Genomic DNA, 12847 nt, shown 5'->3' with positions numbered 1-12847 from the left:
GCTGATCATGGAGTGACCCGTGGCGCGTGATTCGCGCCGCGGGCCCACCCGAAACGGTCCGGGCCGCGACACCCCGCGGGCCCGGACCGTTTCGCGTCCCCGCACCCGCAGCGCTTCGGCCAAGGCCGGCGCCACCGCGCCGCAGCGGCGCACAGCGGTGCCATCGCCCAAGTCGGCGCCGGCAACTCCGGCACCGAGTCTGCGCCGGGCCGGGCTGGGGATCACCCGCCGGGCGGTCGCGATGATCGTGGTGGTGGCGATTCTGGTGCTGTCCTATGCGACCAGCCTGCGGGTCTGGCTGGACCAGCAATCCGACATCGCCTCGACCAAGGCCGATATCGCCCAGCGTCAGGAGCGGATCGCCGAACTGGAGAAGGAACTTGCCCGCTGGGACGACCCCGAATACGTCAAGGCCCAGGCCCGGGCCCGGCTCGGCTGGGCGGTGCCGGGGGAGACCGGCTACCGCGTGGTGGGCCCCGACGGGGAGCCCCTCGGCGGCACCGGAACCCTGAACGAAACCGAAGCCGCCCCACCCCAGGAGGCGGCCTGGTGGGGCAAGCTGGCCGGATCGGTGCACACCGTCGACCAACCCGAACCGGCCGCCGAAGCCGCCGAAGAGGCGGAGCGCGAACCCACCGCCCCCGAAACGATCGGCCCCGAACCCGACAACGAACCCACCCCCTGATTGCTGGGAGACTGGGGCAATGCTCGAACCGATGACCGAAGCCGACGAAGCCGACATCACCGCGCAGTTGGGACGGATGCCCCGCGGGGTTGCCGGGGTGGCCTGGCGGTGCCCCTGCGGAAAACCCGGCGTGGTGGCCACCGCCCCCCGGCTTCCGGACGGCACCCCGTTTCCGACCACTTATTACCTGACCTGCCCACGGGCCACCTCGGCCACCTCCACCCTCGAGGCAAGTGGGCTGATGAACGAGATGACCGCCCGCCTGGGCGAGGACACCGACCTGGCCGAGCGCTACGCCGAGGCACATCGGCGGTATTTGGCCGACCGTGCCGAGATCGGCGCCCGGGCCGGTATCGATGAGGTCACCGAGATCGAGGGCATCTCCGCCGGCGGGATGCCGACCCGGGTCAAGTGCCTGCACGTGCTGGTCGGACATTCCCTGGCCGCCGGGCCCGGAGTGAACCCGCTGGGCGACGAGGCGGTGGCGGCACTCGGTGAGTTCTGGGCCCGCCCCTGCCTGAGTGAGGACGCCGAGTCGTGAGGGTCGCCGGCATCGATTGCGGCACCAACTCGGTGCGGCTGCTGGTGATCGAGGGCAACGGGGCCGAGCCGGTGGAATTGCGCCGGGAACTGCGGATGGTACGGCTGGGCCAAGGTGTGGATGCCACCGGGGAGTTCCATCCCGACGCCCTGGCGCGCACCTTTGCCGCGGTGGACGAGTACGCCGCGATGCTGTCCGAACTGGGGGTGGAGCGAGTGCGGTTCGCGGCCACCTCGGCGGCCCGGGACGTGTCGAACCGGGCCGAGTTCGCCGCCGGGATCCGCGACCGGCTGGGTGTGGAGCCGGAGATCCTGGCCGGCACCACCGAGGCCGAGTTGTCCTACCGGGCGGCGGTGGCCGCCGTGGGCCCGATCGGCGAACCGGTGCTGGTCACCGATGTCGGCGGCGGCTCGTCCGAACTGGTGGTCGGGGCCGACGGCACCATGCTGAGCGCCCGATCACTGGATGTGGGGGCGGTGCGGCTGCGGGAGAGATTTCTGACCGATGACCCGCCGACCCCGGCCCAGGTGGCCGAGGCGACCGCGGCCGTGGACGCGCTGCTGGACGCGGTTGACCTGGGCCCGGTGCGCGGCTGGATCGGGGTGGCCGGCACGATCACCTCGATCATGGCGGTGCACCAGGGCCTGACCGAATACGACCGCACGCGCATCCACGGGGCGTGGATCGGGTTGGGGGCCCTGCACGAGATCACCTCGTGGATGGCCCGGGCCACGGTGGCCGAATTGATGGCCCTGGGCCCGATCAACCCGAAACGGTGTGAGGTGATCGGCGGGGGAGCGCTGATCGTCGACCGGATCGCCGCCCGGCTCGCGGTCGATGAGTTGGTGGTCAGCGAAGCCGACATTCTGGACGGCCTGGCGAGAAGTTTGCTGACCGATGGTGACTACTCAGCAGGTCTATTGAACTGATATATCGACTTGTCCCTTAGGATCGGTGGACAAGCTTGAACCGGGACTGGGAGTGGCAGATGGAAAACATACAACCGTGGATGTGGATTGTGATCGCCGCCATCGTGGCGATCATCCTGATAGTGGTCATCGCCCTGGCCGTCAGCAAGGGCAAGCAGAAGCAGCGTGAGGAAGACCGTGCCGAGGCCGCCCAGTTGCGGGCCAAGACCGCCGAGGAGTCGATCGAGGTGCGCCGGCAGGAAGCCGACGCCCTGAGCGCTCAGGCCGAAGCCGAGAAGGCGCGGGCCGAGGCCGAGGAACTGGAACACCAGGCCCGGCAGCGCCAGGAGGTCGCCGAGGAGAAGCGTCGGCACTTGCAGGAGCAGCAGGAACGGGCCGATGAACTCGACCCCACCGGTGCTCACCGTGACCGCTCCGATGCCGACCGGGCCGCCACCGGCGCCCACAAGGTCGACGACCGGGACGCCCGCGATGAAGTCCGTGACGACGTCCGGCACGACCACCGCGATGCTGATCACCGCAATGACGACCTGCGCGATGCCCGGCATGCCGAGCCGGTGAGCGATGACCACCGGGCCCGCCGTGATGATGCGGTGCTCGACGACCGGCACGATGAGCCGGTGACCGGTCAGCGTGCCCAAGACGATCTGCGCGACGACCGGGTGCAGGATGCGCGCCGCGGTGAAGGCCCGGCCGAGTTCGGCACCGATCAGTACCCCGGCAACGCTCCCCGTCGCGGACACGACGAACCGCGCGCCTGAGTAATCCCCAACCGAGCCGGTGAAGCATGGGCAACCATGCCTCACCGGCTCGGTTACGCTGTGACCGAGCCGTGGCCCCCGTAGCCCAACGGCAGAGGCAGGCGGCTTAAACCCGCTCCAGTATGGGTTCGAATCCCATCGGGGGCACTCGTCCCTATTTCCCACATGCAACCCGCATTCGTTCCTGCGCGGAGAACTATCCGACGCAGGAACGAGTGCGGGTTGCTTTTGCGCGCAATTAAATACCGCGACAAGCCTGTCACGTGCTCGTAGCGTTGAATGCGTGACACCGGCAATCGTGGGTGACACAATCCGACAGGAGGCCCGTGATGGCCATGGACGAGTTCAGCCCCGTTGTGCCGACCACCGAGAAGCTTGGGGTCGACATCGCCCCGGGTGACGCGAAGCGATCGGCGAGGCGAGGCCTGAAGGCGTCCCTATTGTTCGTGGTGGGCCTCGTCCGCCGGGCGGGCGGTGTGATCGGCCGCATCCTGTGGGGCGACGGAGACGATCTGCGTGAGCGAATCGACGCGATTCCCGGTTACCGCGATGCCCGATTCGAAGCAGAGCGACACCGGCATCAATCCCTGCGGTGATCGATGCGCCACGACCTTGCGCGAGCATCAGCCTCGCACAATGTCGCCGGATGGTCAGGCGGTTTTTTGCGACTGCCGTTTCGCTGCCCGGTAGGTCCTGGTTCGCTGACGCGTTTGGCAGGTCAACCCGCAGTACCGTCGACGGGCCGCGGGTGAATGGTCGATGTAGGCGTCCACGCACTCACTGCCGCGACAAAGCCCCAGCCGACTGGAGTCGGGGTCGTGTTCGAGTTGGGCGATCACCGTGAGGACGGCTGCTGCCAAGAGCTGGTTGTCGCCGTGGGGGCAGTGCCACACCGGGCGCACCGCCCGGCCCTCGGCCTCGAAGGTCTGCCGTAGTCCGGCACGGCCGATGAGTTCGTTCAGGTGCTCGGCGCACTCCGAGCCGTCCTGGGCCCGGAAGATCGGGAACAGGCTGTCGGCCACCTCGACCAGGGCCTCATGGGTCGGTCGGGGAAGGTTCGTCCAAGCGGCAGGATCCAGATCGATCAGCCAATCCGGTTCCGGGTAGGGCCGCTCCGTCTTGCCTGGAACGGCGGCCCGAGGGGTGTGTCCCCACTCATTGATGATGTGCAGCACGATGTCTGACGGTAGGGGTTCGGCCGTCACCTCGGCTGCGTCCATCGCTGCTCACTCCTCACGGGAAACAGGTGGCCTGTGTTGTGTCACGCACTTCCAGATTACAACACGTGTCGCAGGTGATCGGCGCACCTGTTGGTGGCCGAACAGGGCCGATCAGCCATCGTCGGGCGGCGGGCCCGCATGCTTCGTCGCCCCGGACGACCGCGATGCGATCGGTATCAGTTGTTCCAGCGGAGTCGGTCGAACCGGGAACTGCCCACTCCAATGATCGCTGGGCACGGCGCCTTGCTTCTGCCTGAGCAGCTCGAGCACCGTCCGCTCGCAATAGCGTCCCTGACACACCCCCATCCCGACCCGGCAGGCCAGCTTGACCGCATTCGGCGAAACCGGCCCGGGTAGCTCGTCCACGAAATCCTCCACGGCTGCCCGGGTCACGCCCTCGCATCGGCACACCGGGGTGTCCCGGCCGGGAGCGTCGGCCAACAGGTGCTCGGGTAGGGCGAAGGCCGTGCGAATCCGGTTCGCGAACCGCAGGGACGACCGCAGCATGCGATCGACGCGGACACGTTCGGGCTCGGGGGCCACCGCCCCGGTCAAGTCGGTCACCATCGCCCGGCCGGCCACCAGGCCCTCGGCCCGGGACAGATCGGCACCGCCCACCCCGGTGGGCTCACCGGCCGCGTACACCTCGGGGACGGTGGTCCGTTGATCGGCATCGTGGCGCACCACCCAGCCACCGGCAGCGGGCCGCCAATCGAGAGCGCATCCGACTTGCCGGGCCAGATCGGTGCTGGGCGCCAGTCCATAACCCAGCAGCAGGGAGCCGGCCTCCACCTCGCGCACCTTGCCGCGGTCACCGCCGATCGGGGACAGCTCCACCCGTTCGACTCCGGCCGGGCCCAGGGCGCGGGAGACGACCGTGCCGGCGAGTACCGGCACCCGGTGTTCGGCCAGGGTTGCCATCGCGGTCACCGCATCCCGCACGATCCGACCGTTGCCCAACCCGGCGGCGAGCAGCTCGCCGGTGAACAACTCGCGCATCCGCTGGGTGAGGGCCAGGGCGCGGATCCGGACGCCGGCGCGCAGCAGATCCCTGGCCACCACCAGCACCAGCGGATGCCCTCCGGCGAGCACGACCGGGTCGTCCACCAGGGCGGACTGGCCCTTGAGCAGGGTCTGGGCGGCTCCGGCTCCGATCACCCCCGGCAGAGTCCACCCCGGGAAGGCGACCGGCAGGTCGTACGACCCGGTCGCAATCAGCAGGCGGCGGCAGCCCAACACCTCGACAGCACCACCCTGGGGGCGGATCACCAGCCTGATCGCCGAGTCATCGTCGCGGAGCACCCCCAAGGCGCTGTGTCCGAAGAACCAGGTGATGGGCTCCCGGGTGGTGTCGTCCAGCAGTTGTCGACCCCAGGGGTAGCTGCCGAAACTGCGCTTCCCGCCGGCTCGTGGGGCCCGAAACACCTGGCCGCCGGCGGCTGCTTGTTCATCCACCACCCCGACCCGCAGACCGGCCCGGGCGGCGACCTGCGCGGCGGCCAACCCGGCCGGCCCCGCGCCGACGATCAGCACATCAAACATCGGCCTCACCCGTAGTCACCCGCATGTCGTGCTCGGCCGGCACCAGGCAGGCCCTGGCCAGTGGCTCCCCGTCGATGGTCACGGCGCACTCGTAACAGGTACCCATGTTGCAGAACCAGCCGCGCGGTGACCCATCGGCCCGCGTCCCGGTGGTCGCCGCACCGTCGCACACCATGGCCGCCAACACGGTGTCGCCGGGCGCGATCGGCACCCGTCGTCCGTCCACGACGATGAAGCCCTGCGGCATCGGTGACCCCGGTGCGCGTTTCATGCTGCCCCGACGAAGCGCTGTGGGGAGTAGGGCTGAATGTCCAGATCCGGCTGTTGTCCCGAGATCAATTGGACGAGCACCGCGGCGAAACCGGGACCCAGGGTGAAGGCCGAACCGCCGGTGGCGATGAAGATGCCCGGAGAGCCGGGCAGGGCACCGACCAGGGGGAGTTGATCCGGAGCGATCGCGGTCACCCCGACCCAGGAACGCAGTACCGCCGTCGACCGCAGGGACGGCACCGTGGCCGTGGCGGCCGCAGCATTCCCACCGACCGAGTCGGCGATCAGCTCACCGCGGAACCCGGCGGCGGCCGGATCGTCATCCCCGATCAGTCGGGCCGGCCAGCCGCCACCGATCAGCACGTTGCCCTCGGTGGTCTGTTTCAGCGACAACCGTCGGCCCACATGCTGCACCAGGTGTGGCAGGAAGAACGGGCGGCGATCGGTCACCATCATCGTCAGCGCCAGCGGAATGATCGGCAGCGAACAACCCAACTGCTCGGCCAAACCGGCACACCACACTCCCGCGGCCAACACCACCGCATCGACCAGCACCTCACCCCTCCCGTCGGCACTCGTCCACCGCACGGCCCACCGGTCGGCCCGCCGGGTGATCGAGCGCACCTCACGTTGCACGTGCACGGCGGCTCCCTGCCGGGCGGCGGCAGCGGCCAGCGTCGGCCCCGCGGCTCGGGTGTTCGCCTTGCCCTCCAGGGGGCAGAAAGCGGCCGCCGGAATGTCGGCGGCCAGGTACGGGGCGAATTCCCGCAGGCGCCGGCCGGTCAAGGTCTGCACGTCCAGCCCCCACGACCGCTCCAAAGCGGCCTTGCGGTCCAACAGTTCCGCTTGTTGTTCGTTCTCGGCGACCATCAGGCCACCCCGGGTCACCACCCCCAACCGTTCCCCGAACAGCTCACCCCATTGGGTCCACAGCCGGTGGGATTCCAGGTGCAGCGGGATGGCCTCGGCGGCTTGCCGGGCCTTGTCCCAGCCCCCTTCGAGCATCCGGTACTCGAGTTGGAAGTGCAGGCTGCCGGCATTCTGGCCCGAAGCCCCGCTGTTCAACTGGCTCTGCTCGAAGAGCGCGACGTCGGCGCCCTGTTCGGTGAGCAGGTAGGCCGTGGCGCTCCCCAGCAGGCCGCCGCCGACCACCGCCACGTCCGTCATCGCAACGGGCCCGTGCTGATGCCCAACTCGTTGAGGGTGTCGCGGACGATGCCCACCTGATGGTCATTGAGCTCCAGCAGGGGTGGGCGGACGTGCCCGGCGGGAACCCCCTGCAAACGCAAGGCGGTCTTCATGATGGCCTGCTGATTGCCGAACTTGGCCCCGTAGTCGGGGTTGAACCAGCGTTGCATCAGCCGACGATCCAGGTCGCCCAACCTCCGGGCTTCCTCGAAATCGCCGCGCTCGAGGGCCTGCCAGAAGCCGGAATGTGCCCGGCCGAGCGGGGCCCCCGAACCCATCAGGCCGTCCCCGTGGCCGGCGCGGACGAGGTCGATGCCGACCCGGGAGGTGGGGATGCCGAAGTAGCGCACCTGCTGATCCAGGGCATAGAGCCCGTCCAGGAACCTGGCGAAAACACCGGTGGAGTTCTTGATCGCGACGACCTTGTCCAACTCGGCGATCCGCTCGAGGGTGGTGGTGTCCATGTCCACCACGCAGCCGCGCGGCCAGTTGTAGGCGCACATCGCGATGTCGATCGCGTCATTGACCATCCGGTAGAACTCCACACACTCGTCCTGGGTCGGCACCAGGTACGGGGGAGGGGTGACCAGAATGCCGTCCAGGCCGGCATCGCTGGCCGCGGCCGCATGGCCGGCCACCGCGTCGGCGGTCAGCGCGGTGCAGCCGCCGATCACCCACATCGAATCGGGGGCGATCTGCCGGGCGGCGAGGAACAGATTCGCGCGCTCCTCGTCCGACATCGAGAACCATTCGCCGGTGGTGCCGGCCAGGATGATCCCGGGAATCTCCTGCTCGGCCAGCCACTGGATCTGTTCGTCCAGGGCTTCGATGTCCAGCCGCAGATCGGCGTCGAAGGGCGTGGTGATCGCGGGAATGTAGCCCGACCAGGCGACGTCATCTCGATCCATGGCGGTGTCCTCCTAGGGGATGGGTGGTGTGACCGACACCAGGAACTCGACGTCCTCCTGGCTGTGGTTCTGGTACAGGTGTGGGAATCCGGCGCCGATGGTGATGGCCTCGCCCTGGCGCAACTCGTGCACCTCGCCGCCGACATCGACGGTCAGTACCCCGGCCAGGACGTAAGCGCACTCCACCGATTCGTGTACCGCCGGTTCGTCACCGGATCGGCTGCCGGGGGCGAGGTTGCCCAACAGCACCTCCAGCCGGCCGTTACCCGCCGCCACCCGCTCGTACTGGATGCGGCCACTGGGCGCACTCAACGTGGACCGTTCACCCGGCCGGGAGACCTGAACCCCGGTGGCGTCGTCGAACAGGGTTGCGACCGACTGGCCGAAGACCCGGGCGATCTGGCGCAACGACTTCAGGCTCGGGTCGGTCACCCCGCGTTCGATCTGGCTGAGCATGGTGGACGACAGCCCGGTCAGCCCCGCCAAATCGCGCAGCGACAATCCGCGGCTCTTCCGCAGGGCACGCAAGCGATCACCGAACACGGGTCGAGGGTATCGCGGCTTTTCCCTACTGTGCAGTAACACTGCACAACGATTTCGCTGCTACGCGCCTTCTATGGACATTAAGGGTTTGCTTGTGCAGTATGGCTGGACGCGCGACGCCGATCAGCCCTCGAACGAACCAAGGGGTACCCGTGACCAACCACACGCCTACGGACACGCCCGCGGAACGCAAGGAGCTCAAGTTCCACGGGGGTTGGCCACTGGCTCTGACGCCGGTCGTGCTCTTCCTCATTGCCTGCATCACCCTGTTCGTCCTGCTCAAGGCTTTCGAGATGTCAGCGCTGGCGACCGGCGGCTTCATCGCCCTGCTGCTCACCGCACCCCTGGCGAAGGATTACAAGGCCTTCTGGGCGGCAGTGATCCGCGGGATCGGTAGTCCCCAGGCGGTGTCGATCGTGGTGATCCTGCTGCTGATCGGCCCGTTGTCGACCTTGAACAAGGCGACCGGCGTTTCGGACGGGTTCGTCTGGCTGGCCGAGACCGTCGGTGCCCCGCCCAGCACCTTCACCCTGTTCACCTTCATCACCGTCTGCCTCGTGGCGATGGCCACCGGGTCGTCGATCGGCACCATGTTCACCGCTTTTCCGATCTTCTACGTCGCCGGAGTGTCCCTGGGTGCCAACCCTGCGTTGCTTGCCGGCGCGATCGTGTCCGGCGCGGTCTTCGGTGACAACCTGGCGCCGATCTCCGACACCTCGGTGATGTCGGCCTCCACGCAGAAGTACCGCAACCGTCGCGGCGTCGCCGACGTCGGCGGTGTGGTCGCGGCGCGGGTTCGCTACTCGGTGGTGGCTGCGGCCATCAGTGCGGTGCTCTACTTCGCACTCGGCAGTGTGACCGGCGGATCGAAGCTGGATCTGGCCGCCGAGGGCAATCCGCTGGGGCTCACCATGTTGATCCCGGTGGCCATTCTGCTCGTGGTGGCCTTCTGGACCCGCGACATCTTCAAGGCGATCACCGTCGGCCTCGTGGTGGGCACGATCACGGCCTTGGTCACCGGTCTGCTGACACCCTCGGACGTGCTCGGTGTGACCGACGGGGCACCCTCCGGGTTCCTGATCGAGGGTGTCGAGTACATGCTCGGCACGGTTGCCCTGGTCATCGCCGTTTTCGGCATCGTCGGCACCTTGATGGAGGCGCGCGTCATCGACCGGGTGATCACGTGGTTCTCCAGGGCCTCGTGGGCCGGCACCCCGCGCGGAGCCGAAGCCGCCATGGGTGCGGGCATCTCGGCGACCACGGTGCTGTTCGGAGGGGTCAACTCCGCGTCGATGCTGGCCTTCGGTCCGGTCGCCGACGAACTCGGCGCCAAGGTGGGCCTGCACCCGTACCGGCGAGCCAACGTCCTGGACTGCTTCGCGCTGGGCGTGGCCTCCACCGTCCCCTTCCTCAGCGCCTACCTGTTCATCGGCGCCCTGCTGGCCACCCAGGGCGGCACGCCGGTCTCGATGGGCGGCCTGTTCCTCGGCACGGTGTACCCGATCATGCTCACCCTGGTCATGATCGTCGCCGTCATCACCGGCTGGGGCCGCACCTTCGAGGGATCCGACGGCCGCGCCCTGAAAACCAATCCCGTCCTGAGCGATACCCCGCAATGACCGACACCCCTCAATGAAAAGGAACACACCATGGAACTGATCAGCCCGGACAACCTGCACCCGACGCCCGGGTTCAGCCACATCGCCATCGCCGAAGGCAGCCGGTTGGTCTGCTTCGCCGGTCAGGTGGCATTGGGCTCGGACTTCAACGTGATCGGAGGCGACGACCTCTTCCTGCAGACGAAGGCGGCGATGGAGAACCTGGCTGTCGCGCTGGAGGCCGCCGGGGTGCGCTGGGACCAAGTCGTGCGGCGCACGATCTACACCACGCAACCGACCGAGTACGAGGTGATGACCCGGGCGATCGAAGAAGTCACCGGTTCGACCGAACACCCCGCGCAAACGATCATCGGCATCACCGGCCTGGCCGTCCCGGGGCTGTTGGTCGAGATCGAATGCACCGCAGTTCTGTAAGGAGCCCCCATGACTGAATCGTTCGACTTCCGCCGTTTCTACGACCATGCCGACACCTTCGACAGCGAGGGCTTCGCCTCGTACTTTTCACCCAAGGGCACGCTGCGGTTCGGCGACGGGCCGGTGGCGACCGGGCCGGAGGAGATCGCCCAAGCCCTGTCGGAGTTCTTCGGCAGCATCTCCTCGATGAGCCATGTGTTCGTCCGGATGGTCCGCGATGGGCAGGAGGTGGCCCTGGAAACCATCACCACCTACGGACGCGCCGACGGCCGACTCGTCGAAGTGCCGGCGGTGGCGATGTACACCTTCGACAAGGACGGAATCGCGGCCGGACGGATCTACTCGGACCTGTCCAAGGTTTTCGCCCCCTGAACAACCGGTGAATAGCTGAACCGGTTGTGGTCACCGGCGCACATTTCGAGCCCGGCCGGGGCAGGCACCGTTAGCGTGACGGGATGAACACCGACGCCACGCCCGTGAACCGCTACGCCTCCGACCCGCAGTGGCGGGCGGTGGACGAGTATTTCACCGAAACACTGGTGGCCGAGGACGAAGCGCTCGTCGGCGCACGTGATTCCGGTGCCCGAACCACGATGCCCAATGCCGAAGTGGCCGCCAACCAAGGGGCCCTGCTCGCGCTGCTGATCCGGATGTCCGGCGCTCGCCGGGTGCTCGAGTTCGGCACCCTGGCCGGCTACTCCACGATCTGGTTCGCCAGAGCCGCCGGGGACACCGGACGGGTGGTCACCTTGGAACTGGAAGACCTCAACGCCGAGGTGGCCCGGGCCAACATCGAGCGCGCCGGTGTCGGCGATCGCGTCGAGATCATGGTGGGCCCCGCCGCCGAATCCGCGCAGCAGTTGATCGACGCCGAGGTCGAACCCTTCGATTTCGTATTCATCGATGCCGACAAGCCGAGCAACCCCGCCTATCTCGAGGCGTCGCTGCGGCTCACCCAACCCGGCGCGGTGATCGTGATCGACAATGTGGTGCGGGACGGGGCCGTGGTCGATGCCGACAGCGACGATCCCCGGGTACAGGGAGTGCGCGAGGTCGTGGCCGCGATCGGTGCCGACTCGTCCCTGACCGCCACCGCGGTGCAAACCGTCGGCATCAAGGGCTGGGACGGCCTGCTGATTCTGCAACGCCGATAGCTGCCGACCACCCACATGCAACCCGGACTCGTTCCTGCGTGCACAACTAGGCCACGCAGGAACGAGTCCGGGTTGCATGTGCAGGTGGGGATGGTCGCCGAGAGGGGTGATTGGTCGCCGATGCGGTGACCGGGGCCGGGCTCTGGCAGACTCCGGCACATGACTTCTGGAACACCCCATTCTGGAACCAGCGATCTGCCCCCGTCCGACACCGGCCATTCCGCCACCCCGAAGCGCCGTCCGCGCTGGGTGCTGCCGGTCGGCATCGTCGTGGGCCTGGTGGCGCTGGTCATCGTCGGCCTGCTGGCGTGGACGCTGTGGCGACCGGTGCTCGGTGGCGACTACAGCAAGGTGCACAACCGCAGCCAGGAGCTGTTGACCAAACACCGCGATGAGGTGATGTTCCAGGTGGTGCAGGTGGCCCAGAGCGAGTCACCCGATCCGGCCGACAACGAGACGAAGGTCGACGCGATGATGCAGGTGGTCCGCGACTACGGCACCCAGGTCGAGGAACTGAGCCAGGAACGGGCCTTCTCCGATTCCGAGGTCGCCGAGGCCTATCGCCCGGTGTCCGAGGCGGTGAACTCCTACCGGACGTTCCTCACCGATTGGGGCGCCTCGGTGCCGCCGGTGAAGCACATGCAGCGGGTGTGCCACGAGTTCGACAAGGCCAATGCCTACATGGATCGTGGCGCGACCGGTGAGTCGTTCGACGCCGCGGCGGCCGAGTGCAAGGCCGCGGTCGAGCAGGCCGGCGAGGTGAAGGTGCAGGACGGGATCGTGCAGGCCCGCGCCACCTACCTGCAGGAGCGCCGGGCGGCCTGGCAGCTCAACGGCGAGGCCCGTTCGAGTGGCCGGATCGACCGGGAGAAGAACCGGCAGGCGATCCGGGCCGAACACGAGGCGACCAATGCCTGGCAGCAGGCCGATCAGAAGGCGGCCGGTGAGGTGGCCACCGAGATCGAGAACGGGTCGCAGCGGGTGGTCACGGCCTGGGAGGAGTTCGGCCGGGTGGTCGAAGCCAAGTCCTGAAGCACGCCCGACGAAGCTCCGAACCCGATGCGTGATCGTGA

Annotated in this window: 16 protein-coding genes and 1 tRNA gene; 11 read left to right on the top strand and 6 right to left on the bottom strand. The window is 68.1% G+C overall.

All coding sequences use genetic code 11. The features are described from left to right. Positions 1–19: 19 nt before the first annotated feature. From ACR4XW_RS04390 to ACR4XW_RS04365, 6 genes are all read left to right on the top strand, one after another. Positions 20–685 (top strand): FtsB family cell division protein, encoded by a 666-nt coding sequence (locus tag ACR4XW_RS04390; RefSeq protein WP_434759286.1) that lies wholly within the window; start codon positions 20–22, stop codon positions 683–685. 19 nt (positions 686–704) lie between these two features. Continuing rightward, on the top strand, positions 705–1226 hold the full coding sequence (locus tag ACR4XW_RS04385) for a DUF501 domain-containing protein (protein ID WP_434759285.1): 522 nt from the start codon (positions 705–707) through the stop codon (positions 1224–1226). Continuing rightward, positions 1223–2155, top strand: a complete 933-nt coding sequence (locus tag ACR4XW_RS04380) for a Ppx/GppA phosphatase family protein (protein WP_434759284.1) — start codon at positions 1223–1225, stop codon at positions 2153–2155. Before ACR4XW_RS04385 ends, ACR4XW_RS04380 begins: the two co-directional genes overlap by 4 nt. A gap of 59 nt (positions 2156–2214) precedes the next feature. Continuing rightward, positions 2215–2916 (top strand): hypothetical protein, encoded by a 702-nt coding sequence (locus tag ACR4XW_RS04375; RefSeq protein WP_434759283.1) that lies wholly within the window; start codon positions 2215–2217, stop codon positions 2914–2916. Positions 2917–2990: 74 nt separating this feature from the next. Then, a tRNA-Leu gene (locus ACR4XW_RS04370) sits at positions 2991–3063 on the top strand. 182 nt (positions 3064–3245) lie between these two features. Continuing rightward, positions 3246–3512 (top strand): hypothetical protein, encoded by a 267-nt coding sequence (locus ACR4XW_RS04365; protein ID WP_434759282.1) that lies wholly within the window; start codon positions 3246–3248, stop codon positions 3510–3512. A gap of 54 nt (positions 3513–3566) precedes the next feature. Here the strand turns inward: ACR4XW_RS04365 and ACR4XW_RS04360 are convergent, their stop codons facing one another. From ACR4XW_RS04360 to ACR4XW_RS04335, 6 genes are all read right to left on the bottom strand, one after another. Then, the gene (locus ACR4XW_RS04360; RefSeq protein ID WP_434759281.1) at positions 3567–4136 is read right to left on the bottom strand and encodes a CGNR zinc finger domain-containing protein; all 570 of its coding nucleotides are present in this window, start codon (positions 4134–4136) and stop codon (positions 3567–3569) included. A gap of 111 nt (positions 4137–4247) precedes the next feature. After that, positions 4248–5678, bottom strand: coding sequence for an FAD/NAD(P)-dependent oxidoreductase (locus ACR4XW_RS04355; protein WP_434759280.1), 1431 nt, complete (start codon positions 5676–5678; stop codon positions 4248–4250). Further along, positions 5671–5949 (bottom strand): (2Fe-2S)-binding protein, encoded by a 279-nt coding sequence (locus ACR4XW_RS04350; protein ID WP_434759279.1) that lies wholly within the window; start codon positions 5947–5949, stop codon positions 5671–5673. Before ACR4XW_RS04350 ends, ACR4XW_RS04355 begins: the two co-directional genes overlap by 8 nt. Next, positions 5946–7115, bottom strand: coding sequence for an NAD(P)/FAD-dependent oxidoreductase (locus ACR4XW_RS04345; RefSeq protein WP_434759278.1), 1170 nt, complete (start codon positions 7113–7115; stop codon positions 5946–5948). The genes ACR4XW_RS04350 and ACR4XW_RS04345 overlap by 4 nt, the downstream gene beginning before the upstream one ends. After that, positions 7112–8044, bottom strand: coding sequence for a dihydrodipicolinate synthase family protein (locus tag ACR4XW_RS04340; protein ID WP_434759277.1), 933 nt, complete (start codon positions 8042–8044; stop codon positions 7112–7114). Before ACR4XW_RS04340 ends, ACR4XW_RS04345 begins: the two co-directional genes overlap by 4 nt. 12 nt (positions 8045–8056) lie before the next feature. Then, positions 8057–8587, bottom strand: coding sequence for a helix-turn-helix domain-containing protein (locus ACR4XW_RS04335; protein ID WP_434759276.1), 531 nt, complete (start codon positions 8585–8587; stop codon positions 8057–8059). 152 nt (positions 8588–8739) lie between these two features. Between ACR4XW_RS04335 and ACR4XW_RS04330 the strand changes: the two genes are divergently transcribed. The 5 genes from ACR4XW_RS04330 (at position 8740) to ACR4XW_RS04310 (ending at position 12806) form a co-directional block, all read left to right on the top strand. Further along, on the top strand, positions 8740–10206 hold the full coding sequence (locus tag ACR4XW_RS04330) for a Na+/H+ antiporter NhaC family protein (RefSeq protein WP_434759275.1): 1467 nt from the start codon (positions 8740–8742) through the stop codon (positions 10204–10206). A 30-nt stretch (positions 10207–10236) separates the two neighbouring features. After that, positions 10237–10620, top strand: a complete 384-nt coding sequence (locus ACR4XW_RS04325) for a RidA family protein (RefSeq protein ID WP_434759274.1) — start codon at positions 10237–10239, stop codon at positions 10618–10620. A 9-nt stretch (positions 10621–10629) separates the two neighbouring features. Then, positions 10630–10992, top strand: a complete 363-nt coding sequence (locus ACR4XW_RS04320; RefSeq protein ID WP_434759273.1) for a nuclear transport factor 2 family protein — start codon at positions 10630–10632, stop codon at positions 10990–10992. A gap of 83 nt (positions 10993–11075) precedes the next feature. Beyond that, positions 11076–11774 carry an O-methyltransferase gene (locus ACR4XW_RS04315; RefSeq protein WP_434759272.1) on the top strand — a complete coding sequence of 233 codons (699 nt, stop codon included), beginning with the start codon at positions 11076–11078 and terminating at the stop codon, positions 11772–11774. 159 nt (positions 11775–11933) lie between these two features. Next, positions 11934–12806 carry a hypothetical protein gene (locus ACR4XW_RS04310; protein WP_434759271.1) on the top strand — a complete coding sequence of 291 codons (873 nt, stop codon included), beginning with the start codon at positions 11934–11936 and terminating at the stop codon, positions 12804–12806. The last annotated feature ends 41 nt before the right edge of the window (positions 12807–12847 follow it).

The organism is Pseudenemella bisphenolivorans (assembly GCF_051133435.1).
Taxonomy (GTDB): Bacteria; Actinomycetota; Actinomycetes; order Propionibacteriales; family Propionibacteriaceae; genus JAAYAO01.
The sequence above is the reverse complement of the archived record's forward strand: the minus strand, read 5'-3'. Positions and strand labels throughout refer to the sequence as shown.

What these genes read in the sequence shown, in the direction of transcription:
- ACR4XW_RS04385 (WP_434759285.1), top strand. Translation starts at nt 705, where the DNA reads ATGCTCGAACCGATGACCGAAGCCGACGAAGCCGACATCACCGCGCAG.
- ACR4XW_RS04375 (WP_434759283.1), top strand. Translation starts at nt 2,215, where the DNA reads ATGGAAAACATACAACCGTGGATGTGGATTGTGATCGCCGCCATCGTG.
- ACR4XW_RS04365 (WP_434759282.1), top strand. Translation starts at nt 3,246, where the DNA reads ATGGCCATGGACGAGTTCAGCCCCGTTGTGCCGACCACCGAGAAGCTT.
- ACR4XW_RS04360 (WP_434759281.1), bottom strand. Translation starts at nt 4,136, where the DNA reads ATGGACGCAGCCGAGGTGACGGCCGAACCCCTACCGTCAGACATCGTG.
- ACR4XW_RS04355 (WP_434759280.1), bottom strand. Translation starts at nt 5,678, where the DNA reads ATGTTTGATGTGCTGATCGTCGGCGCGGGGCCGGCCGGGTTGGCCGCC.
- ACR4XW_RS04350 (WP_434759279.1), bottom strand. Translation starts at nt 5,949, where the DNA reads ATGAAACGCGCACCGGGGTCACCGATGCCGCAGGGCTTCATCGTCGTG.
- ACR4XW_RS04345 (WP_434759278.1), bottom strand. Translation starts at nt 7,115, where the DNA reads ATGACGGACGTGGCGGTGGTCGGCGGCGGCCTGCTGGGGAGCGCCACG.
- ACR4XW_RS04340 (WP_434759277.1), bottom strand. Translation starts at nt 8,044, where the DNA reads ATGGATCGAGATGACGTCGCCTGGTCGGGCTACATTCCCGCGATCACC.
- ACR4XW_RS04325 (WP_434759274.1), top strand. Translation starts at nt 10,237, where the DNA reads ATGGAACTGATCAGCCCGGACAACCTGCACCCGACGCCCGGGTTCAGC.
- ACR4XW_RS04320 (WP_434759273.1), top strand. Translation starts at nt 10,630, where the DNA reads ATGACTGAATCGTTCGACTTCCGCCGTTTCTACGACCATGCCGACACC.
- ACR4XW_RS04315 (WP_434759272.1), top strand. Translation starts at nt 11,076, where the DNA reads ATGAACACCGACGCCACGCCCGTGAACCGCTACGCCTCCGACCCGCAG.
- ACR4XW_RS04310 (WP_434759271.1), top strand. Translation starts at nt 11,934, where the DNA reads ATGACTTCTGGAACACCCCATTCTGGAACCAGCGATCTGCCCCCGTCC.